This is a genomic window from Paenibacillus sp. FSL F4-0087, assembly GCF_038020215.1.
Classification (GTDB): domain Bacteria; phylum Bacillota; class Bacilli; order Paenibacillales; family Paenibacillaceae; genus Paenibacillus; species Paenibacillus taichungensis.
The window spans coordinates 6795788-6819769 of record NZ_JBBODJ010000001.1; the positions used below are offsets into that span (position 1 = coordinate 6795788).

The window sequence follows — 23982 nt, forward strand, 5'->3', positions numbered from 1 at the left end:
TGCATTTTCCGACCTGTCTTGTTCAAAAGTTTACGCTTATTGTGGTTCTGTAAATTTCACAACGATTAGTGCTTCTCCATTAGCTTGAACTGGGCCTGTCATAGTTGGCATCACCTGTTCAATGCTTTCGTTCCCATTCGGGATGAGCACAGGTGTAATCAATGGCAGTCCGGCAGCCTGGATCGCTTCCATATCAAATTCAATTAACAGTTGTCCTGCGGTTACGGTGTCTCCGCTATTCACATATGCGGTAAAACCCTCCCCCTTCAGTCCAACGGTATTAATCCCAATATGCACAAGCATTTGAACACCGGTTTCATGTTCCAGGATTACCGCATGTTTGCTCTTATTCATCACATGAGCGATGACACCATCAAAAGGTGCAAATACTTTACCCTCAGAAGGCTCGATAGCGATCCCTTCTCCCATATGCTTTTCCGAGAATGCAGGATCAGGAACCTGCTCCAAAGCAACAGCTGTACCAGTGATCGGTGATGCAATTTCCAACATATCTACCTTGGTGCGATGGTTAACGGCCTGACTGGCAGAGGAGTTTGACTTTTGCGACAGAACTTCCGTCTTGCTCTCATCTCCAGCATTGCTCGGAACTTCCTCCGCAACCGGCTGATCCTTATATCCGAAGAACCAGGTAAGTGCAAATGCAATTCCCATGGCCACCACGTTGGACAAAATGTACAAAGGCAATTGACTGTTCAAATACAGCAGGGTGCCCGGAATAACCGTCACCGCCATACCTGTACCTTGCAAATGGAACAATGACGCGATAAATCCACCGACAGCGCCTCCGACAAGGCCCATGATAAACGGTTTCATATACCGCAAGTTAACCCCGAAGATAGCAGGTTCGGTAATCCCTAGAAATGCAGAGAATGACGAAGGCAGTGCGAGTGCTTTCAGCTTTGTATTTTTGGTCTTCAACCCCACCGCCAGACAAGCTGCTCCTTGCGCAGCCATAGCGCATGTAATAATCGCGTTGAACGGATTAAAGCCCGTTTTCTCCAGCAATTGAATCTCCAGAAAGTTAAAGATGTGATGTACACCGGTAACAACAATAATTTGATGGAAGAAACCAATAATAATGCCCGCAATACCAAATGGAAGTCCCAATACGGCTGTCGTTCCATGCAGCACCCACTCCTCTAGAGAATGGAATACCGGACCAATTGCGAAAAGGCCCAGCGTAATCATAACCGTCAGTGTAATAAAAGGGGTAAGAATTAAGTCAAGCGCCTCTGGTACGCGTCTTCTCAGAAGCTTCTCAAACTTCGCTCCGATCAATCCGACGAAGAACGCAGGCAGCACGGAACCCTGATATCCGACTACCGGGATGAATCCGAACATGTGCAGCGGTTGTGCTGATCCATCGGCCACAGCGTATGCATTCGGCAGCGCCGGATTCACAAGCATCAGACCCAAAACGATGCCGAGAACCGGACTCCCGCCAAACACACGGAATGCAGACCAGGCTACGAGTGCAGGCAGAAATGCAAATGCTGTGTCCGTCAGGATCTGAGTAAATAAGAGGAAATTGGGTGAAATGTCCTCCGGTGTTGCACCAAAAAGTGATAAAATTTCATTTTGAGTGAGCAGCCCTCGCAAACCCATGAACAGCCCCGTTGCTACCAGCACAGGGATAATTGGTACAAAAACATCACCGAACGTGCGAATGGCCCGTTGAAAAGCATTGCCTTCCTTCTTGCCCTGACTCTTCACATCTTCCTTGGAAGACCCTTCGATGCCCAGCTTCTCGACCTCTTCAAATATCCGGTTCACCGTTCCTGTTCCAAAAATGATCTGATACTGGCCAGAGTTGAAAAAGGCTCCTTTAACTTTGTCTATGTTCTCGACCTGCTTCTGATCGATCTTGTCCTTGTCATTCACCATGATCCGAAGACGTGTTGCACAGTGTGCAAATGATGCGATATTTTCTTTGCCCCCGATGGCACGAATAACGTCCTGGGCAATCTGCTGATTATCCGACATGGTCCTTCATTCCTCTCACGTTATATCTAATAATCCCATTTTGATGCCTTAAATCCTGCCTTACCTCCAAGTGCAAAGAAGCGAATCTCCGTACTATCCTTGCTTGGAAAGATGCGACTTGTGAATACCTCTTCTCCATCGTTGACAAAGATCTCAACAGAAGAAGAATCCACAAAGATATGGAACTTCAGCACTTCTGCATCCAATGCGCAGCGCCGTACATTCCCGTTCTGATCCGCGAGTGTGGCGCCTGACTGCGAGCGATCCAGGGTTACTTTCTGTGCCAACCGATCATACTGCAACACGGTTTTCTCCTCTACACTCGCCCGCAATTCAATGCCTACAACCTCTGCGTCAAAATCACGGATCTCACATTCCAATTCATAAGCCAATCCAGCAAAGTCTGCGAAAGATCGAGTCTCATGATTCATTGTGAATTCCATATGATTCCCCTCAGAATCCCCACGCAGCTTCACCATTTCAGAGACTGGCTGCTGAATTAACTTACCCTCCCGGAGTGACAACTGCCGCGGAATCGTCAGGCAATGTGCCCATCCACTCTTATCTGTCGGATACTCCAAATCGGGAAGTCCCATCCAGCCCACCAAAATTCGTCTTCCATCCGACGCCTGCATCGTCTGTGGGGCATAAAAGTCGAATCCCCGATCCATCTCATGAAATGAACCATGTTCGAATTGCCTTGTCTGAAGATCCAGTGGTTCGCCAATCAGATAGCCCGACTGAAAAATATTCTGATACTCATCTTCATGACTCTCTATTCCTTGTGGCGAAAAGATAAGTACACCTTGACCCTGCATCTCCAGATAATCGGGGCACTCCCACATGTAGCCAAAGTTAGGTAGCCCAGTATGAATCTCACCAAGAAACGTCCAGTTTTTGAGATCTGACGAGCGATATAATACCGTGCATCCCGTTTCATCTACACGCTGGGCTCCAATCACACAATAATACGTGTCACCCTGCTGCCAAACCTTGGGGTCTCTGAAATGTTCCGTGTAGCCAGAAGGTACTTCTGTGATCACAGGTTGATGCACTTTGGTTATTGAACCGCTTTCATCCATAATCGCCAGACACTGATACGGATGTCTGATCCAGTCCTCATCTCTTGTATTGCCCGTGTATAGCAGATGGAGTTGGCCATCTTTTTCAATAGCACTGCCCGAATATGCCCCGTGTGAATCATATGTGTCGCCCGGCTGGATTCCGATTCCGACTTCTTCCCAATGCACCAGATCCGTTGAACGGGTATGGTACCAATATTTCATTCCATGCTCGGTGCCGAGCGGGAACCACTGATAGAACAGATGATAATATCCCTGGTAATAGGAGAATCCGTTAGGATCATTAAGCAGTCCGGTTATCGGCTGGATATGGTAATGCTGTCTCCATGGACAAGCAGAGATCAAAGCTTCCAGCTTGCCTATTTCTCCAGGCTCTGCCTGCTCGATTCGTCTGTAGCGTTGCTCTCTAGTCATTTTCATAAAAAGTGTTCTCCATCCTAGCTAAAAGTAAAACCCAAATCAGAGGAACCGGTTCCAACAAACTCAAAAAAATAATTCCATATGGCTTTTCGCCTGCCACCGTGTTCCCATATCCGTAGTGGACATCTGATGTGGAACCGGTTCGATGGAATTATCATAAAGGATTCATTTATATCTTGTCAACGCTTTCTCGTGGAATAATCTCCACATCAAGGATCGTGCACTGCTCCACTTGCTCGCCTTTTACCAGACGAATAATGTGCTGGGCCGCCACTTGACCTGCCTCAAAATAATGATATTTTACTGTCGTTAGTGTAGGATGAATCATCTCGGTAATTTCATAACCGCCAAATCCGGTAACCGATAATTCCTGAGGGATTTGTATCTTATTGGAAAAAGCAATCTTCATCACACCCAGTGCGATGTTATCTGTTGCGCCCACAATAATGGTCGGTTTACTTTCTTCCAAAATCGCTTCTGCGGTAATGATCGCCTCGGACATTTTGAAGCTTGTCTCATAATACGTCACATCACAGCCAACACATTCGTTGATCGCACGCTTGAACCCCTGTTTGCGATGGATACCCACCGCCTGATCTCTCTCGGTAACACCAATATAGACGATCTTCCGATGGCCGTTTTCCACAACATGCTTCCCCATCTCATACCCTGCCTGATCATCATTATGAACCAGACTGTGCAGTTGTTCATGCTGCTGTCCTACCAATAGCACCGGAATTCCGATGTCTTCAACAGCTTTCAGATGTGCATCCGTCACTTCTGCGGCAAGCAGAATAATACCGGATACCTTCTGTCTGGCAAAGTCATATATGGCGTCGATCTCGCGCTGCATATCCTGGCTCGTATTCGCGATCAGCATCTGGTACTGATTATTTCTTAATTCTTCATCGATACCGATCAATGTCTGAGAGGTTGCAAAGGAATCCAGACGAGGAACAACCGTTCCAATAATACTGGTTTTTTTGGCCTTGAGACTCTGTGCAAACGTATTGGGTACGTAATTGTATTGTTTAATAATGCGCTCAATTTTTTCCCGTGTATCGTCGCTAACAGAACCACCATTCAGGAAACGAGAGACTGTGCTCTTCGCCACGCCTGCCATTTGGGCGATATCCGAAATCGTTTTATTCATAACTTCTCCTCTTATTCTCATTCGCTTGAATTCACTTATATTACCTTATATTATACTTCGAATGGCAAACCCTTGCGAATACTATTCCCATGGAGTCATTAGTAAATCTCACAGAACACTGGAAGCACATGGATAATGCATCACGGTAAAGCGTTATTGATGCATGGCATTAATTCAGCTTCTTGCAGACAAGGAACATGAGATGCTAGTATAACTTCAATTCATAACGTGCATCATGAAATACAGAACAGAACATCATTATTCATACAGGCTATGACGGAAAGAGTACGCGGAGTTATCGTTCATTACAGGGACGCGGTGCCAAAGACTGAGAGCACCCGAAAGGAACACGCCGCCGAAGTTCACTCCCGAGCCGATTGCTGAAGAGCTGCTCCTCTTGGATATAGCTTCTAGGACAATCCGTTCCTTGCGTTAAAAGGTCAAAGTGAGAAACAGATCAGCTGTATTCAATCAGCAGACCGTTTCTAATTAGGGTGGTACCACGGCTTCTTCGTCCCTTACGGATGAAGGGCCTTTTTGTGTTTTTTCATAAATCTAAATCGAAGGAGTAGATCAGCATGGATCAAAGCAAGAACTTGGAACAATTAAGAGGCCGATTGAGTGAAATTAATCATAACCTCCTGCACTTGTTGTCAGAACGTGCCCAAATTACACAGGAAATTGGTCAAATCAAGGAAAAACAAGGTGTACCCAAGTTTGATCCGGTTCGCGAAAAAGAAATGCTGGAGGAACTGACTGCCGCTAATCCGGGGCCTTTCCAAGACGATGCCATCAAACTTCTGTTCAAACAGATTTTCCAGGCTTCCCTGAACCTTCAGGTTGACGAACACAAGAAACAGCTGCTCGTTAGCCGCAAAAATCAGCAAGAAGATACTGTCGTTTCCATCGGAAACGTCAAGGTTGGCGCAGGCAAACCCATTATGATTGCTGGCCCATGCTCGGTTGAAAGTTATGAGCAGGTACGCGAGGTCGCAGCAGCACTGAAAGAAGCCGGCATTACCGTGATGCGCGGAGGAGCATTTAAACCTCGTACTTCTCCATATGACTTCCAGGGACTTGGAATCGAAGGATTGAAAATTCTGAAGGAAGTTGCCGACGAGTTCGGATTGAAGACCATTAGTGAGATTGTGCATCCAAGTCATATTGAACTGGCTGGCCAGTATATTGATGTCATCCAGATTGGTGCCCGTAACATGCAAAACTTTGAACTGCTCAAGGCTGCCGGGGATGTTAAGATTCCTATTCTGCTGAAACGTGGTTTGGCGGCAACCATTGATGAATTCGTTCATGCTGCGGAGTACGTTGTCTCCCGGGGAAACAAACAGGTTATGCTGATTGAACGCGGCATTCGCACCTATGAAAAAGCAACACGAAACACACTAGACATCTCTGCTGTACCGATTCTGAAACAAGAAACCCATTTGCCTGTGCTTGTGGATGTCACCCACTCTACCGGGCGTAAAGATATCCTTGCCCCATGTGCCAAGGCAGCTCTTGCAGCAGGTGCAGATGGTGTTATGGTTGAGGTTCATCCAAATCCGGCGGTAGCCCTCTCGGATAGCGCACAGCAATTAAACATTGAGCAGTTCCATCAGTTCCTCTCCTCTGTGAGACAATCTGGATTGCTTAAGGATCAATAGGTTAATTAACAATAAAAGCCTGACTGAAATGTGTGGTTCATACGAAAAACGGTATGACCCTACATTTCTCAGGCTTTTGAACATCATAATCTTAATTTTAATTCTCATCTTAATCGCTATACATCGACTCTGCTCCACTTACTCAAACCTCAATAATAATGGGCAGGATCATCGGTCTTCGCTTCGTCTGAGCGTAGATGTAATGACCGATCTCGTCTTTCAGCTTTCTTTTGATCACATTCCACTGATTCGCTCCGCTTCCGGTTAACTCATCCATCTTGTTCTGAACCAGCTCATGAATCTCTTTCATGAATTCTTCGGCATCCTTCACAAACACAAAACCTCTGGAAATAATCTCAGGTGCTGTCACCATATGTTTCTCTGTTTTGCTCAACGTAGTGACAATCACCAGCATTCCATCAGATGACAGCTGCCGTCGATCACGCAGCACGATATTCCCGACATCGCCCATGATCAGACCGTCGACCAGACTGTTGCCTGAAGCAATTTTGGGACCAGAAGAAGCCACCCCGTCTTTGTACTGAATCATATCCCCATTGTTCACGATGAATACGTGATCCCGTTCGATCCCTACGGACTCCGCCAATTGTCTATGCTGATACAGCATGCGGAACTCACCGTGAACTGGAATCAGGTAATCAGGCTTCATCAGGGTCAGCATCAGTTTGAGTTCTTCCTGGCTGCCGTGTCCTGATACATGCATACCTGCTGCGCCACTTGAACCGTAAATGACACGTGCTCCGAGCACATACAGATTATCTATGACATGCGCAAGATTGCGTTCGTTCCCCGGGATCGCCCCAGCTGCAATAATAACGGTATCTCCAGGTGCGATTTTCACATGAGGATGTTTGGAGGCGGCCAAACGGGATAAAGCAGCCATCGTTTCACCCTGACTTCCCGTACAGAGCACAACGACCTCATCAGGTGAAAACTGGTCCGAATCAATGGCCTCAATGAGCAGCCCCTCAGGTACATCCAGATATCCCAGTTCACTGGCTACGGACACTACATTAATCATGCTTCTGCCCAGCAGAGCCAGCTTGCGCCCCGTCTCGAATGCTGCATTTACAATTTGTTGAACCCTGCTTACGTTGGACGCAAAGGTTGAAATAAACACTTTTTGTTTGGCACGAATAAACGCGTCCAATATATGGTCACCTACAACACGCTCTGAAGGGGTGAACCCGGGTCTCTCTGCATTGGTGCTCTCGGACAACAGCACATGTACACCTTGTTTGCCAATCTCGGCCATACGATGCAGATCGGGATACGGCCCATTTACAGGTGACATATCAAACTTGAAATCCCCGGTATGGACGACATTTCCCCCAGGTGTCTGAAAAAAAATACCCAAGCAATCCGGTATGCTGTGACTCGTCGCAAAAAATGAAACCTGAATTCCACCCAGCGTAATGCTGGATTTGGAATCAACCGTATGCAGATCTGCTTTGCGCAGCAGCCCATGTTCTTTCAGTTTTAGTTCAATTAATCCTCGTGTCAGTCTGGATGCATACACCGGGATATTGATTTGTTTTAACAGATAAGGAATGCCGCCAATGTGGTCTTCATGTCCATGAGTAACCACAAGCGCCCTTACCTTGTCCTGATTTTCCAGCAGATACGTCACATCCGGAATGATGAGATCAATGCCCGGCAGGGTTTCATCCGGGAATTTGGAGCCACAGTCGATGACAATGATGTCCTGATTATATTGGATAAGATACATGTTCTTGCCTATTTCATTCAAACCGCCAAGTGCCGCAATGTACAATTTGTTGTGGGCGAGATTCAAATCGGATGCATCCTCCTCTGCGTTGCAGTAATAGCATTGATACTTTGCATTTTTCTATGTATTTTTAGTATGGAAATTCTGACCGCAGTTATGCATTTCTGAGCTGTTTCCATGCAAAAAAGCCACAGCGGAGAACTTCTCCACTGTGGCCAGCATCATCCTATACGAAAGATTTATCTCGTTGAAGCAAAACTTCCTGCTCATAGGTTTTGATCTCAGCGATCCACTGTTCACGTACAGGTACCTTCTGCTGGGCGCAATAATAATCCCAGATCGCGCCGAAAGGATAGGACTTAAACTCTTCTGTCAAAGCCAGGCGAAGGGTGTAATCCCCTTGCAGCTCGGCTGATTTCAGAGCATCCACAGGTTCCAACATCGCACGCAGCAGTGCTTTAATCGTGTTGCGTGTGCCAACTACCCACGCAGCAACCCGGTTGATGCTTCCATCAAAGAAATCGAGTCCGATATGTGTCGTTGGAAGCAGATCATGACGTACCAATTCGCGGGCAATTTCCAGCAACTCATCATCCATAATGACAACATGGTCACTGTCCCAACGCATTGGACGGCTGACATGCAGAAGAATGCCATTGGTAAACAGGGCCAGTGAAGATAGTTTGTTGGATATGACTTCCGTTGGATGAAAATGTCCGGCATCGAGGCAGATTAACGTATCATTTTGCAGTCCATATCCCATATAGAATTCATGAGAACCAACGACATACGCTTCGGAACCGAGGCCAAACAGCTTACTCTCGACCGCATCCAGATGATACTTCGGATCAAGCTTCTCGGCAAACACTTCATCAAGTGAATCTTTCAACCGCTTCCGCGGTGTCATCCGATCAACCGGATTATCCTTGAACCCGTCTGGTACCCACACATTGGTTACACAGGTCTGACCCAGCTGCTCACCAAAGTATGCGCCAATGCGGCGGGATGCTTTGCAATGATCAATCCAGAACTTGCGAATCTCCGGATCGGAATGACTTAGCGTGAAGCCTTCACTTGATTTTTCATGTGAAAAGCAGGTTGGATTAAAATCCAGACCGAGCCCCTGTTCTTTGGCCCATTTCACCCAGTTCTCATAATGCTTCGGCTCAATTCGATCCAGCTCCACTTGTTCGTCCGTATCCGCATAGATGGCATGCAAATTGACCTTATGTTTGCCGGGTATCATCGAGAAGGCTTGCTCCAGATCTGCCCGAAGCTCTGCAGGTGTCGTTGCAGCCCCCGGATATTGACCTGTAACGGATATTCCGCCCGTAAGTTCACCGTCTTTATTCAGAAAACCTTTCACATCGTCCCCTTGCCAACAGTGTACAGACACTTTGATCTCCGCGAGTTTCTTCAGCACTTCATCCGTATCAATTCCATGCTGGGCATATAATGATTTGGCTGCTTCATATGCTTGCTTGACCTGATTTTCCATGTGCGAGAACCCTCCTTATTATCGTGTAAATGCTGCTGGAACACCGCCATCAATCGTCATCATGCAACCCGTTGTTTTTTCCGATTTGGAAGAGGCAAAAAAGGCGATGCCTTCCGCAATATCTCTCGGATAAATATTGACGAGCAAAGTTGTACGTTTACGATAGTACTCTTCCAGTTGGTCCGGTTCGATACCATAGGCTGCTGCACGTTCATTTCTCCATGAGCCGTTCCAGATCGCTGAACCTTGCAGGATGGCATCGGGGAGAATCGTATTTACACGAATGCCGTATTCCCCACCTTCAGCCGCAATGCAGCGGGCCAAATGAGCCTCGAGTGCTTTGGCTGAGCTGTAAGCTGAGGCGCTTTTTCCTGCATAGACTGAGTTTTTGGATCCGATAAATACCATACTACCGCCAATCCCCTGCTGTTTCATCAACTTGAAGGCTTCACGCGCCACGAGGAAGTACCCCGTACCCAGCACGTTCATGTTCAAGTTCCACTCCTTCAACGATGTTTCGTCAAATGGACTGGAGGTAGCCAGGCCTGCATTGTTCACGATAATATCCACGCCGCCATATTGTACGGCAACTTCCGCATACGCAGATTGCACAGCTTCCTCATCCGTTACATCCATCTTCAATGCATATGCGCGATTAGCACCATATTGATCGTTAATTTCCTGAGCTACCTTCTTAGCCCCTTCAAGGTTAAGGTCCGCGAGAACGACATGTGCCCCTTCGGATACTAATCTGCGTGCAGTTTCACTTCCAATTCCACCGGCACCCCCAGTAATAAACGCCACTTTGCGGGAAAACTCAGTCTCCGCCGGAGCCAGAGATAATTTGTAAAGCTCAAGTGGCCAGTACTCCACGTTGTAGGATTCATTGGCGCTGAGGGATACGAATTGGCCCAGACTCGTCGCACCGCGCATCACGGCAATGGCTCTATGATACAATGCACCGCTTACCTGGGATAGTGCCCAGCTTTTGCCTGTGTTGATCATGCCCACACCTGGGATAAGAATGACGCGAGGTGCGGCTTCGAACATCACGTCACCATCATTTTTGTTGCTCTCAAAATATTGTTGATATTGTTCTTTGTAAGTGGCCACGCCTTCCACCAGCTTGGATTTCAGCCCTTCAATATCCTCCGCGTCCGGTGTCCAATCGATGAATAGAGGTACTACTTTGGTATGCACCAAATGATCCGGGCACGCCGCACCTACCTGTGACAGCTTCGGCGCATCTACTCCACCAACAAAGGCAAGCACATCCTCCTGATCGTCAAAGGACAAAATCATTTTTTTGCTATCGGATACCGCTCCCCGGATGGTTGGCATTACTTTGGATACGATCTGCCGACGAACTTCTACCTCAAGCGCAGGATGCTTCTCTCCGCCAAACAGGCTTCCTTCGTCAACACGTGCTTCAATGAAAGCTTCCGCTTCATTAATAATTTTGATCGTCTGCGCGTAACATTCTTCCGATGTTTCTCCCCAAGTCACCAGTCCGTGCTTCTCCATCAGAACCAGTTCGGCATTTGGATTCGAGAATACGCTTTCAGCAATCATCTTGGATAGTGTGAATCCTGGACGCACATAAGGAACCCATACAAATCGATCCCCGTAAATCTCTTTCGCCAGTTCTTTTCCGTTATCTGCACAACACAGACTAATAATCGCATCCGGATGGGTATGGTCCACATGTTTATATGGAAGGAATGCATGCAGCAACGTCTCAATGGATGCACGCGGGTGTTTGGAATCGATCATGCAATGACCCAGGTATTCGACCATCTCTTCATCCGACATGGATTCACGTTCGATTAATGGACGAATATCTTCGAGTCCAAGGCCTGTAAAATGTTTCCCCTGCATGGAAGCCAGGTCAGATCCGCTGCCTTTTACATACATCACTTCTATATCACGGCCGCGAAAATCTTTCACCGTCGTTTTGGTAGACGTGTTGCCTCCGAAAATGTTACATACACGACGATCTGACCCAATCAAATTGGATCGGTAGACCAGTTGCTCCAGTCCGGTTGTTTTCTCCGAAGCCTGTGATGAATTCCATAAACTCTGTACCATTTGTTCCCCTCCGATAATGTTTGTTTTATTCCTAATCAGAGTTTATCATCTTTGTTTTGTTTTGAAAACAAAAGATTTTAAATGTAAACGGAAAAATTCAAAAGATTTCTGTTTTAATGATTTTTCTTTCAATAAAAAACACCCTGACGTGTTGGTCAGAGTGTTTGGAAGAGATTTTTGGGTCAGAACAAGCTTAATATCGCTAGTTGATTGGATGAATCTTTTTTAAAAATGCTGACCCTATAGATCCTAGTAGATCCCTGCTTTTTTTGAAGTGTTTTTAATTCCATAAGTATCGTTAACCACTGTGTTTCCAAAGGATGTCAAACTTCCGTTAGGACCCGTAGCCAAGTCCAAATAGTTCAAATCAGAGCTGTTGCCATACCAGGACCATGCGAGCCAGCCTACCCCTTTTTCCTGACCATATTTCATGATCGCATATTCATCGACGTCCCCATTCGTGTGGTATCCACCGAACTCACCGATGATCAGAGCCAGACCTTTGTTCAATACGCTTTCCATGTTGGATTTAACGGTTGCCGCATCTTTACCGGCATATTCATACATGTGAATCGAGAATACGGTGTTTTTCTGCGAATCGGCTGCAAATACACTTTGTCCATAATCCACGATGGATTGCGGGTACTGCCCCCAGCCCGCTGCATCCACGATTAATGTATTGTTAATACCGGCATTTCTCAGCTTCGGAATTGCTTTTTTGTATCCGTCAGCCCAGGCACTACCATTCCATGTTCCATACCATTCGTTCGCGATATTTACGATAACTCTGTCTTCTTTACCAATGAGTGCTTCCTTGATGCTAATCCAGTAATTCACTGCTGCATCCAACGAATTATAGTCATCCTTACCTGTTGCATCATGTACTTCAAGCACCGCAATCATTTTGTTTGCGCTTACAACATTAATGATGTTCTTAACAGAGTTCAGATCGTCTTTGGTGTACTGCACGCCATTGGAGAGCACAATCCGTACGGTGTTGGCACCTGTTTTGGCAATCGCAGGAATCGCCGTGTTCAGGTCGTTCTTAAACCATGAATGTCCATGATTGACACCTCTCATAACAAATGCCTTACCAGTGGAATCGTACAATTTGCCTCCGTTTACATAAAATCCTGTAGCAGCAGACGCTTTGGGTGCAGCACTCCCCAGAATCACCAACATAAGTGCAGCAATTACGGTAAAGACTGTACACTTTTGCAACTTGACCATTCGTTAGAACCTCCTACATTTTTTTGTTTATTTCAATTAACCCTGCTCAAGGCAATAAGTTAATTAAAATCAAAAGTAAATCATAATTTTGTAAAGTTATTATTATAAATAAATAACTTTATTTAATATACATAATTTAATTATATTTACTTAATCGTTAAGGTTATGGACATATAATAAAATGAAAACGCTTACTAGTCAAGTTATTTTTACCATGATAAGGAATTTATTTTGTTCAAAACAAAGAGAGCACCTTGTTCACCACTGGGAAAGAAGTGAATAGGTACTCTCTGTTTCATATGCATGGTCAATGGATATCATCTACGCCGGGCAAAGTCCACAAATCTGAACTTGTCCGGGCGATGCCTTGCCTCTGTGAACTGGAATTGACTGGCATCCTCCAGGTAAACCTGGCTCCTAACCACAACTACATTGTGGAACCCTTCGAGATCAAGCAATTCCCTATCCTCAGCGGTAGGCTCCTCCACCAAAATTTCCTTTTTGGCAAAAGAGATGGTCAGCCCGAGCTCCTCCTCAATGTACTCAAAGATGGAGTCATTACATATTTCCTTGCTCAAACCAGGGATAAGCTTCTGGCTTATATGGTCCTTATCCAGAATGACATGTTCGCCATCCACTTTCCGTACACGTCTGATCTCCCAGACCTTTTCATTCAGACCAAAATTGATTTTCTTGAACAAGGCTTGATCAACCTTTTTTTCTTCAAAAACTTTAACGTACGTTTTGGCCCGATGTCCCATTTTTTTAGCCAGTTCCTTGAAGCTAACGAGGCCTGAAATAGGAAAATCAATTTTACGTATATCCAGCACAATGGAGCCCTTACCTTGAATTTTCTGAATATAACCTTCTTCAGACAGCATTTTCAGCGCTTTGCGAATCGTTTCTCTAGACGTTTGATAACTTTCCGATAAATCAAGTTCCGAGGGAAGCAACGTACCTGCTTCAATTTCTCCAGTCCGAATACGAGCTGCAATATCTTCATAGATTCGGATAAATTTATTATTCATCATTCATCACCACAGTCCATTACCCTTTTTTTATCATATTAGCAACCTATTATAACATTAAAAGTCGAATAACGGATAATGTCGCAACTGTCGATGATGAAATGATGAATTCATGTGATTCAATCCAAGTCTTTTACGTCAAATTTTGACACGTTATTCTTACCATCTATGTCACTACTCGTTTCTTTATCATCCATAGTTGGATTCTCTTCCTCCATAGATTGGTTTTCTTCAATAATACGGATCAGTTTGTTCAGTCGGAAGATCAGGGCTGCCGCCTCGGATCTGCTCAGATGCTGCATGGGACGGAAACTGCCGTCTTCGTACCCGGTAAGCATGTACATTCCAGCAAGCTCTTCAACCTCTTCTTTGGCCCAATCGGACACATCCATCTGATCCGTAAAGGCACGACGTGAAGTTGCGGGTTCCGGCTTAATTTTGCGAATAACATTCGCAATGATCTTTGATGCCTGTTCCCGGGTTACCAGCGCATAAGGAGCAAATTTGCCATTCCCCATGCCATGTACCATACCACGACTTACGGCTGCTTCGATCTCAGGAGCAAACCAATCCTGATCGTTCACATCCCGAAAAGCATTCTGATATTCGGCAGATGTGTCTACACCCATTAATCGCACAATAAGTGCTGTGAATTCAGCTCTTGTAATGGGACGACGGGGTTCGAAGCGGGTTTCACTCACACCTTGAATGATGTTTTGCTCTGCCAGCCATATAATCTGATCTTTATTGAATGTTTGACCAATATCAATGAACTTGATCTCTTTCTTGGCTTTTTCTTCTACTTTGTCACTTTGCTCAGGCTGAGATACTCCGGACTGAACATCCTCCGGTTTGGAGGATGTTACAGGTGAACCAGCTCCACTTCCGCTTGGAGGTGGATATGGCATAGTCACAGCCGTGGCCTGCTGGCTTTCACTTTTTTCCCCGGCTGAATTTTCAGTCCACAATATGACATCATAACGCTGCCCGCCCGTTAGTCCTGTCCAGATGTAGCTTCGTTCCTTTCCGCGATAAATCTCCCGTCCACTACTGGAAAGTACGATCGTTTCATTTAAAGATTCCAACTTCCAACTCAACGCAATGCTGCTTGTGCTCTGAGAGATCGCTGAAATAGTGAATTCTTCTGATGGCAATGTCTCGAACTCAGGTACATTAACTGTCTCTCCGTCTCCCGCCTCATTAAAAGGCACAATAGAAAAGTCGGAATAGTGCTGGGCACTTTTCAATTCAGTTACATGTATCGACGTTTCCATTGTTGTTGCAATCAACTCGTCTTTCTGATAGATGCGATAGCCTGCTGCCCCAGGAATCATATCCCATACAATATCTGCACCATGCTGAGTACGTTCTTCGACTTGAGGTGAAGAAGGAATTTTGCCTGGTAGTGTTACTGCTGTTAGATTGAAGCCAACCTCGCTCTTACCCGAAGCATTTACGGTTTTGATGGTAAACACATAACTCACACCTGGCTCAAGCCCATGGTCTTCGTAATAAGGCTCGTCAACAGACACTCGGCCGATCTCCGCACCGTCACGTTCAATGATGAATTGTTCGGCCCCCTTGACATGGCTCTTTTCGAATTGAAGTTGTATGCTATCCTGTGTCGAACGATATTCCACTTCCTTGGGAGCTTCCGGTTTGGTCAACAACGTATACTCAAACTTATGTGATGTATCCCCTTGCTCGTTCTCGGTATACAGTTCGATGGAGTAGTTCGTTCCACCCTGCAGTTCCTTTACGATATATTCTTTTTGTTTGCCTTTATACAGCTCGATACCATCCATTAGAACCACAAACGTTTCGTTTAAATAAGAGAAATCCCACTCCAGTCTGGCATGATCCGTCTCCGGATATAGCTTCATCTCAATAGAATCGACATGAGGCAACGTGAAAAATGGAGCAACGAACATTGGAATTCCATTACCCGCTGTATTATAAGGAATGATCTGTACTTGATCATATCGAGCTGCGCTGGTAAGACCATTAAGGGTAACCTCAGTCAAATCATTCTCTGTAATGGTTGTGAATTCATCTTCCGCTATCATTACAATGTAACCCTCTGCCCCTTGAACCTTTTCCCACTTAATCACTGCCTTCGTCTCTTCAATCACATCTGGATGCAAAGTTTCCGTAATTGTTGCAGGAAGCGTGCGTAATTGAACATCAAATCCCGCATCGCTATCGCCGGAAGCATTCGAAGTCTTAACCGTATAGGTGTATCTCTCCCCCGGCGTCAGGTCATTGTCTTCATAAGAAGTACTGTCAGCCGGAATACGATCAATTTCAATACCATCTCGCAAAATGATCAGCTGTTCTGCGCCTCGTGTGGCGCTGCCACTCAGATCCAGCTTTGCGGATTGATCGGTTACTGCAGCAATACTTGCTGTTTGTGGGGATATGGGTTTGGTCATTAAAATAACCTGAACAGGAGAAGAACGGTGACCATCCTCATTCATAACAATAAGTTCAAACGCATACGTTGTGCCATCCAATAAACTGACAAGATGTACCGATGGTTCAGACACAGTCTGAACTTGCCCCGTTGTCTGATTGCTAATTTCATATGCGGTTGCTCCCTGTACTGCTTCCCACGCCAGATCAAACGTGTGCGTTCCCTTGATCACTGTAATCCCATCTGGTGATAGTGGCAGAGTTTGAGTTGTTATTCCATAGACAAGGGAAGCACCCGAACCACTTGCATTAACCGCCCGGATCGTATACGTATATTTCGTGCCTGGCGACAAATTCTCATCTACGAATCGGGTTTCACTCGCATCCACGCGAGCAATCTCTCGCCCATTGCGTTCAATGATGTATTCGGCTGCACCCTTTACCCCTGTTTTGGTAAAATCCAGACTAAGACTGTTTTCCGACACTTCCGATGCCTTAATCTCAACTGGTTTTTCAGGCAATGTCAGTATGGATATACCCGTCGCTTCGGATGGGGTCCCTTGTCTGTTCACTGCAACAAGTGTGTAATGATGCATCGTTCCATCCTCAAGTCCTGAAATAAGGTTCGTTAGTTCTGTTCCACGATAAATTTCTTTGTTCCCCTGTTGAATTACATACTCTGATGCACCGGCTACAGCCGCCCATGACAAGTTGGCATTATGTACCCCTGGTTCAACTACAATTTCTGAAGGCGATGCTGGTTTGGATAATCGAATCAAGCTGGCAGACTTACCGATTCCAGACGTGTTCACGGCCTGTACTTCCACTAAATACTCCATGCCTGGCAACAATTCTTCAGCCCTATAGGCAAGTCCCGAAGTCCGACCCACTTCCGTCCCATTGATACTAACAATATAGGATTCGGCTGTATTTACAGATTCCCATTCTACTCCGATACTTGTTTCATCCGTACGTGTTACTTTGAGCCCTTCAGGTCTGGTTGGCAAAGTAAGCAGTTTACCACTTGTGGGTGCACCGTAACCGGCAGCATTTCCGGCCTCCACCTGATACGTATAGTGGCGGCTGCCTGATAACTGATGGACTTCAATCTGTGTATCTGAAATCTCATAACTCTGCCCCTCAAGAACGATCCGGTACTTCGTCGCTCCGGGGACTGCATCCCATCTAAGTGTTGCTCCTGTTTCAGTCGGCTGAACAAAGTGAAGACCTGAAGGACTCTCGGGAAGCGTCGTTCCAGATACTCGATTGGATTGACCTTGTCCACTTCCATTGCCTGCCTGAACGTCCACCTGAACCAACGTTCCCGCAGTCAATCCCGTTAGCAGATATTCATGGGTTCCAGCAAGCAGCGTCTCCCGCTTCTCCCCATTCACAAAGACTTCGTATCGCTCCGCGCCTCTTACAGGATCCCAACTGAGATGCATGCTCGTTGTTGTAGCATTATCTATACTCAAGCTTTCAATGGCCCCCGGCAATGTCAGCAGCTTCTGCAAACTTGTTACTGGACCTTCTCCTGTCTCGTTTGCGGCCAGCAATTCATAGCTATACTCTGTTCCACTATCCAGACCTGCGTCCACATACTCCGTTTCCAATCCTTCGTAGACTCCAGCTCCACTGCGTGAAAGGCTGTAATACGTAGCTGAAGTTACCGTCTGCCATCCCAGAGAGATCTCATGCTCCCGAATCTGCACTGCCGCAAATTCACCAGGTGCTGCAGGCAATGTCAGGAATCCCACCCTGCTGCTTTCTCCCGCACCACTCTCATTCAGTGCTGTGACCGAAATCGTATGAATGCTCCCCGGGACCAGATTGGTCATATACGGAATATTGGAAGAATCGGAGATCATCTGGTCAAAAACAATACTTCCATCCGAAGTTGCTGCCGTGATACGGTACGCAGTAGCACCTTGAACCGAATCGAAATGCACTTCTGCCAGTTCAGGCTGGGAATCGACTTTTCGAACTTGTAATGATCCCGGTGCCGCGGGGATTGTCAGTGCACGGACAGATACTGCATCACTTATACCAGTATGGTTTCGAACTCTCACTTCGTAATCATAGACTTGCCCACCACTCAGGGAATGATCAGTGAGCCTATGTTTAGGATAATCTAGTGTCCACGACTGGCCCGTCGTTTGGTTTATAATTTCATACTGATACCCGTCGGTATACCATTCTCCTGTCGGCAAATCCCATGTAAGTTCTGCTGAGGTCTCACTGATTTGTGTAACGCTCGCATTTCCCGGCTGCTGTGGCTTGTGCTGGATCTGATAAGGTGCTGATACGGTCTCATATGTATTCCCTGCCACATCCATTGTTTTGGCATGGATATACCAAATGCCTTCGGATTCAATTGAAATTACAGACTCATTCGAGCGGGCTTCATTCCAGTTGTCTGGCGATACGGTACTGCTCGTCACACTATACAATCGTGAAATCTCATTGATACCTGAATCATGATCTTCATATTGAACGGTAGCAGATATAATAGTGTCACTCCAGTCCTGTCCATTCGGTGTAAATGTAATCGTTGGAGCAACCTGATCGACATAAGCCGTACGACTGATTTCCATGCTAACATTTCCGACAGCGTCTCTCGCTCTGGCTCGAATTACGTTGGGACCGTTTGAACTCACTGCTCCTGAGTTTCCTGCAATATATGGGGCGCCGTTCAAACTATATTCATACGAAATGGCATGTTCGTCTATGCTGCCAGCAATCGTAAATTGCACAGCTTCCTTGCTCCAGCCGGACTGACTTAATGTAATAACCGGTTCTGTTGGAGCGGTCTTATCCAATCGAATGATTGCTTTCGCAACAGTACTTACATTCCCTACCTGGTCAAGCGAGCGCGCATATACTGTGGTTTGTCCTTCTTTGGTAACCTTCACTTCTCCAGTGTAATCGATCCAGGGGCCTTGTTCGTTTAGACGATATTGGCTTTTGGCAAGTCCACTGCCTGTATCTTCACCGCTGGTTATTTCAAAGGATACATCCTGATTCGTCCATTCATCATCACTGAGTGTAACCTTTGGCTCATCAGGCCCTGTCTTGTCGATCCAGGCATTGGCTGAAGTTGATGCACTGACATTAGAGGCCCGATCCACACTTCGCGCCTGAATCTCGGTTATTCCTTCCGTATTGATGGTAAATGGCTCTCGATAATCGACCCAAGTTCCTTCACCTCCAAGTCTATATTGCGTAAGATCCACTCCACTTGCTTCATCCGTACCTGCCGTTAATGTTACCGTTACTGCCGAATGGGTCCACTCCGTCGGATTTAACGAGATGACGGGAGGTGTCGGAGCTGTACGGTCCACTTGCGCTGTAACCGAAGCCTCCTGTCCTGTATTGCCAAATGCATCTATGCTGCGTGCAATAATGAGTGTATTTCCTTCAGAATTAACCGTAATGGGAGCAGTGTATTCCTTCCATTCTCCCCCAATCCCCAGCTTGTACTCCGTCTTCTGTACACCACTTAAGGCATCCGAGCCTGCTGTAATCGTAACCAGGACATCTTCCTTGGTCCAAGAAGAAGGATCCGCTGCTATAGAGGGAGCGGTGGGACCGGTCGTGTCTTTTGTGATCTGACCTGCAGAGTTAAATGCAGTCTGTATGCCTTCTCCATTCACTGCTGCTACATATACGTTATATAATCCGTCAGCAAGTCCAGTTAACGCAAGTTCAGTACGAGTTGATGAAGTTGTACCCGATGCAAGCACTTGTCCGACGGAGTTACGTATTTCCGTTTTGTAATTCGTTCCCGCAGGATTGCCATTATTGTTCCAACTAGCCGTAACGGAGTTACCTGACTGGCTCACAGCAGCATCGCTTGGTGCATTTGCTAGTGTAAATTTACTAGTTGAACTTGAATATCCCGTATACGAACCGACTGTATTTTTGGCGCGTACAGCAAAAGAATATTGAGTATTCGGTGTAAGGCCGGTCACTTGCCGACTATTTGTTGTACCCGTATCAAACGTTTGATTCGTCGTTACATTTTTCAGTTCATACGTCACGGAAGCATCATTCGCCTTTTTGTCCCAGTTGACCGTCAGATTATTATTGTTGACTGATGTAAATGACGGTGTTCCCGGAACAACGAAACTTTTCACCGTAAAGTTGACAGTGCCCGCTGAGGAGACTCCTCCCTTGTCATCCATAACCCACACTTGCAACGTATGTGCACCATCTGAGAGTGTATCCGGCAATGTGTAATTCGTATTAAATGACTGATTGGAACCTGTAGCCGTCATCTGTGTCAGAATGTTTTCAGAGCCTCCGTCGATCGACCATTTGACAGTCAGAAGATCTCCCACATCCGTATCCCGGGTTGTACCGGAAATTTGGAGCTGTTCCCCTTTGTAATAGGTTTGACCCGAAGACGGAGCCGATAGTGAAAATGAAGGCGGTGCATTTTTGGGACCAATCCCCACAATCGTCGAAAATTTGCGTGAAGCCTGGTTCGCGGTTGCTTTGCCGTTCCACCAGAACTGCGCAGCGGTATCCGTTGCGGTAACGGTCTGCCCTGGCGTAAAGGAAGACGGAGAGGAACCACCTGTCAGCTGTGCATTGTCTGGGCTATTGTACTGCCCCATGAAAATGCGATCTGCGTCCACAACGTTATACGTGTTGGCATAAAAAGCGGTTACCTGAACACCTCCACTGTAATTGCGCCAGCCGTTCTCAATCACTTCAAACGGAGAAGCATCGTTGCCGTTCACCATCGTATCCCAATAGAACGTACCTCCCAGATTCAGCGTAGAGCCGCTGCGATTAACAGCCTCCAGCTCCACCTTCATATAACCGCCCTGAGATGTGGCATTAACGATAGACACGCGCAAAATATACTCAACGTTGTCTTTCTGCCTGGACATTTCGATTACATTATTATTGATTCGATAATAATTAAGGGGTAGTGACTTAAAATTAACGGGCGTTCCATTATGATCAATAATGGTGGATACATTCCCGGTATCGCCACCGTAGAATACGTTTGTATTTGGAAGCAGCACAATTCTATATTTGCCATCACTATTCATCTCCACTTTCACCTTGGAGGATTGAACAGCCTTCATGCTGGAAGTATCGGATACAATACTGATGGTTTCCACAGCTTCAGCCATAACGGCCGTTGAACCCCATTCGACCAACAAGGCTTGGGGTGACAACAGGGCAAATGCCAGCACCACTTTGGTAAGCTGCTCGGCCTGTTTTTTAATACGTTTCTCAGATTTCTTCAACGTCTGCTCTCCTTTTCTACACACCAAAAAAAGGAGGCACCCCAACAAAGGAACAAAGTCCTCTGTTGGGGTGCCTCCCCTAACAAGTGTCATTTTTTCTTGATTATAACGATTCAAATAACGAAAGTAAATACTTAAGAATGCTGAATATTGTCAATTTACGATTGATTGATTATAACGAATGGCTGAGAAACCATTTGTACAATTCCGGGTTGTCATACGTTTCGGTCCAAGCATCATGATCGCCTTCAGGGTATATCGTCAGCTTCACATCCGCGTTCAACGCTTCAAGCGCATGAACAATCTTCTCGGATTCCGTCACATAAACGACATCATCCTTGGCCCCATGAAACGCCCAGATCGGTATATTACGCAATTCTTCCGCTTTGGAAGGGTCAGCTCCCCCACACACAGGTGCCAATGCAGCAAATGTATTGGGGTAAAACAGTGGCAGATCCCAAGCACCATACCCGCCCATACTCAGACCTGTAAGATACACCCGGTTCGGGTCAGCAGCTTCGTTTTCCAAAACATGTTCCAGAAGGGCCATAACAGCTTCGCGATGCATACCCCAAAATTCGTCCACCGGACATTGCGGTGAAATCACGATAAATGGGAAACTCTTGTCCTGACCAGCAATAAGCGGAACTCCGTTTGCTTTAAGCATTTCCAGATCATTACCGCGCTCCCCAGCACCATGAAGAAACAAAATGACAGGCCATTTCTTGTCCTCAGCAAGCGGTTCCACCGCCTCGGGAATGTGCAGCAAATAGTCCAAAGTGACGGTTTTGGTGATTTCCTTTACCATTCGATGCCCGGTTTGGGACATATGCTCGCCTCACTTCTCATCTCTAATTTTCAACAACGCCTCGTCCAATACTCCGACCACCTTGTCACACCATGCATCAAATTCGGGATCTTCGGTCTGCAATTCAGGATGTGCAAGAATATATTCTATGGTATTGCGGATTCCTTGATCGGCCCTGATCGTTGCCACAAATTCCGGAACAAGCCTTTTTAATTTACTGTTATCAAATACAACTGTATTCGCCTTGTCTCCCAGCAGACCGCCTCGAAGATCCTGATCACTGCACGCCGCCAAAAACTCGGAAGATACATGAACCGCATGAAGTTTGACACCAAGCACTCCTGCGATTATCTCATAGATCTGATTCCAGGTTACTGACTCGTCCGAGGTAATATGTACCGATTCACCAATGGCATGAATGTTGCCCATAAGGCCAATAAATCCTTTGGCAAAATCACGGTTATTCGTTATGGTCCAGAGAGATGTGCCATCTCCATGAATAAGTACGGGTTTATTTTCACGTATGCGCTTGAGGACCTGCCAGCTTCCCTCTGCCCCGTGCACACCAAGAGGTACAGAACGTTCATTATACGTATGGCTTGGACGCACAATGGTCACCGGAAATCCTTCTTCACGATACTGTTTCATCAAATAGTCTTCACATGCAATTTTGTTGCGCGAATATTCCCAATACGGATTGGATAATGGCGTACCTTCCGTGATCCGATAATCAGCAAGTGGTGTCTGGTAGGCAGATGCCGAACTGATAAATATAAACTGCTTCGTTTTGTCCTTAAACAAACGGTAATCTCTCTCCAGCTGAGACGGTACAAATGCGATAAAGTCTGCGACAACATCGAACTCCAGGTCGGCAATCAGCTCCGCAACTCTAGCTTCATCGTTAATGTCGGCTTGCAGCACTTTGATTTGCGCAGGCAAATTATCATTTTGATTTCCCCGGTTGATCAAATACAGTTCACAGCCTTGCTTAGCAAGCTGATCGGTAATTGCTGTGCTGATGGTACCTGTTCCTCCAATAAATAGCGCTTTCATATTTGGCCACCTCCAGATGAAATTGATCACTAGTCCATGATATCATGCACACAAAAGAGGAGCAAAGATTCAATTGAAGAATCTTTGCTCCTGTCCATTATATGACCTTAATTGTTCCGTAAATCATGTACATACCGCAGTGCAGTTCATATTCACCAGGTTGGACATCCTTGTCTACAGTGTAATAGTTGTTTCCTTTTTGCATGTAAAGATCCATGCCCAGCTTGTCAGCCGCTACCGATTTAACATGCGTAACCTTACGAGTAAGGATAAAGTTAATTTTGGTTGGAACCCCGGCTTTAACTTCAATAACATTAGGCTCAAAGCCGTCGTTACTTACATTAACATCAATAACTTCATATCCCTTCAAGTCCTCCGGCGTCTCGGCTTTGGCCGTTACAGCACTTCCTGAACCTGGGGACATGTCCTTGCCCATAAAATACACCATAAAAGATCCAAGCAGCACAACTACAGTAATTCCCAGCGTAAGCCAAGGCCAGGTTTTGCTAATCCAGCTTTTCATCTCAACGC

13 protein-coding genes are annotated in these 23982 nt (G+C 46.1%); 1 reads left to right on the forward strand and 12 read right to left on the reverse strand.

Going from position 1 to position 23982, the window contains the following annotated elements; genetic code table 11:
• Nucleotides 1-36 precede the first annotated feature (36 nt).
• From MHB84_RS30615 to MHB84_RS30625, 3 genes are all read right to left on the reverse strand, one after another.
• Nucleotides 37-2004 carry a sucrose-specific PTS transporter subunit IIBC gene (locus MHB84_RS30615; protein ID WP_076291092.1) on the reverse strand — a complete coding sequence of 656 codons (1968 nt, stop codon included), beginning with the start codon at nucleotides 2002-2004 and terminating at the stop codon, nucleotides 37-39.
• A 26-nt stretch (nucleotides 2005-2030) separates the two neighbouring features.
• A complete protein-coding gene (locus MHB84_RS30620; protein ID WP_076291091.1) occupies nucleotides 2031-3506 on the reverse strand; it encodes a glycoside hydrolase family 32 protein in 1476 nt (491 codons plus the stop codon).
• Nucleotides 3507-3675: 169 nt separating this feature from the next.
• Entirely contained in the window at nucleotides 3676-4659 is a 984-nt protein-coding gene (locus MHB84_RS30625) for a LacI family DNA-binding transcriptional regulator (protein WP_076291090.1), read from the reverse strand.
• Nucleotides 4660-5237: 578 nt separating this feature from the next.
• On the opposite strand from MHB84_RS30625, the gene MHB84_RS30630 reads away from it, so the two are divergent.
• Nucleotides 5238-6320, forward strand: a complete 1083-nt coding sequence (locus MHB84_RS30630) for a bifunctional 3-deoxy-7-phosphoheptulonate synthase/chorismate mutase (RefSeq protein ID WP_076291089.1) — start codon at nucleotides 5238-5240, stop codon at nucleotides 6318-6320.
• A gap of 142 nt (nucleotides 6321-6462) precedes the next feature.
• Here the strand turns inward: MHB84_RS30630 and MHB84_RS30635 are convergent, their stop codons facing one another.
• From MHB84_RS30635 to MHB84_RS30675, 9 genes are all read right to left on the reverse strand, one after another.
• Nucleotides 6463-8136 (reverse strand): ribonuclease J, encoded by a 1674-nt coding sequence (locus MHB84_RS30635; protein ID WP_076291088.1) that lies wholly within the window; start codon nucleotides 8134-8136, stop codon nucleotides 6463-6465.
• A gap of 160 nt (nucleotides 8137-8296) precedes the next feature.
• On the reverse strand, nucleotides 8297-9568 hold the full coding sequence (gene rhaA / locus MHB84_RS30640) for an L-rhamnose isomerase (RefSeq protein WP_076291087.1): 1272 nt from the start codon (nucleotides 9566-9568) through the stop codon (nucleotides 8297-8299).
• 18 nt (nucleotides 9569-9586) lie between these two features.
• Nucleotides 9587-11656, reverse strand: coding sequence for a bifunctional aldolase/short-chain dehydrogenase (locus MHB84_RS30645; RefSeq protein ID WP_076291086.1), 2070 nt, complete (start codon nucleotides 11654-11656; stop codon nucleotides 9587-9589).
• A 249-nt stretch (nucleotides 11657-11905) separates the two neighbouring features.
• Nucleotides 11906-12838 (reverse strand): glycoside hydrolase family 5 protein, encoded by a 933-nt coding sequence (locus MHB84_RS30650; protein WP_411836003.1) that lies wholly within the window; start codon nucleotides 12836-12838, stop codon nucleotides 11906-11908.
• Nucleotides 12839-13203: 365 nt separating this feature from the next.
• Nucleotides 13204-13914 carry a trehalose operon repressor gene (gene treR / locus MHB84_RS30655; RefSeq protein WP_083679056.1) on the reverse strand — a complete coding sequence of 237 codons (711 nt, stop codon included), beginning with the start codon at nucleotides 13912-13914 and terminating at the stop codon, nucleotides 13204-13206.
• Nucleotides 13915-14033: 119 nt separating this feature from the next.
• Entirely contained in the window at nucleotides 14034-21590 is a 7557-nt protein-coding gene (locus tag MHB84_RS30660) for a fibronectin type III domain-containing protein (protein WP_076291083.1), read from the reverse strand.
• A gap of 172 nt (nucleotides 21591-21762) precedes the next feature.
• Nucleotides 21763-22398: a carboxylesterase family protein gene (locus MHB84_RS30665; protein WP_341143095.1), complete on the reverse strand. Its 636-nt coding sequence runs from the start codon at nucleotides 22396-22398 to the stop codon at nucleotides 21763-21765.
• A gap of 30 nt (nucleotides 22399-22428) precedes the next feature.
• Nucleotides 22429-23451 (reverse strand): SDR family oxidoreductase, encoded by a 1023-nt coding sequence (locus tag MHB84_RS30670; RefSeq protein WP_076291081.1) that lies wholly within the window; start codon nucleotides 23449-23451, stop codon nucleotides 22429-22431.
• Nucleotides 23452-23548: 97 nt separating this feature from the next.
• Complete coding sequence (locus MHB84_RS30675; RefSeq protein WP_076291080.1) at nucleotides 23549-23974, reverse strand: cupredoxin domain-containing protein; 426 nt, start codon at nucleotides 23972-23974, stop codon at nucleotides 23549-23551.
• Between the last annotated feature and the right edge of the window lie 8 nt (nucleotides 23975-23982).

What these genes read in the sequence shown, in the direction of transcription:
- MHB84_RS30675 (WP_076291080.1), bottom strand. Translation starts at nt 23,974, where the DNA reads ATGAAAAGCTGGATTAGCAAAACCTGGCCTTGGCTTACGCTGGGAATT.
- MHB84_RS30625 (WP_076291090.1), bottom strand. Translation starts at nt 4,659, where the DNA reads ATGAATAAAACGATTTCGGATATCGCCCAAATGGCAGGCGTGGCGAAG.
- MHB84_RS30665 (WP_341143095.1), bottom strand. Translation starts at nt 22,398, where the DNA reads ATGGTAAAGGAAATCACCAAAACCGTCACTTTGGACTATTTGCTGCAC.
- rhaA (WP_076291087.1), bottom strand. Translation starts at nt 9,568, where the DNA reads ATGGAAAATCAGGTCAAGCAAGCATATGAAGCAGCCAAATCATTATAT.
- MHB84_RS30630 (WP_076291089.1), top strand. Translation starts at nt 5,238, where the DNA reads ATGGATCAAAGCAAGAACTTGGAACAATTAAGAGGCCGATTGAGTGAA.
- MHB84_RS30650 (WP_411836003.1), bottom strand. Translation starts at nt 12,838, where the DNA reads ATGTTGGTGATTCTGGGGAGTGCTGCACCCAAAGCGTCTGCTGCTACA.
- MHB84_RS30615 (WP_076291092.1), bottom strand. Translation starts at nt 2,004, where the DNA reads ATGTCGGATAATCAGCAGATTGCCCAGGACGTTATTCGTGCCATCGGG.
- MHB84_RS30670 (WP_076291081.1), bottom strand. Translation starts at nt 23,451, where the DNA reads ATGAAAGCGCTATTTATTGGAGGAACAGGTACCATCAGCACAGCAATT.
- MHB84_RS30620 (WP_076291091.1), bottom strand. Translation starts at nt 3,506, where the DNA reads ATGAAAATGACTAGAGAGCAACGCTACAGACGAATCGAGCAGGCAGAG.
- MHB84_RS30645 (WP_076291086.1), bottom strand. Translation starts at nt 11,656, where the DNA reads ATGGTACAGAGTTTATGGAATTCATCACAGGCTTCGGAGAAAACAACC.
- treR (WP_083679056.1), bottom strand. Translation starts at nt 13,914, where the DNA reads ATGAATAATAAATTTATCCGAATCTATGAAGATATTGCAGCTCGTATT.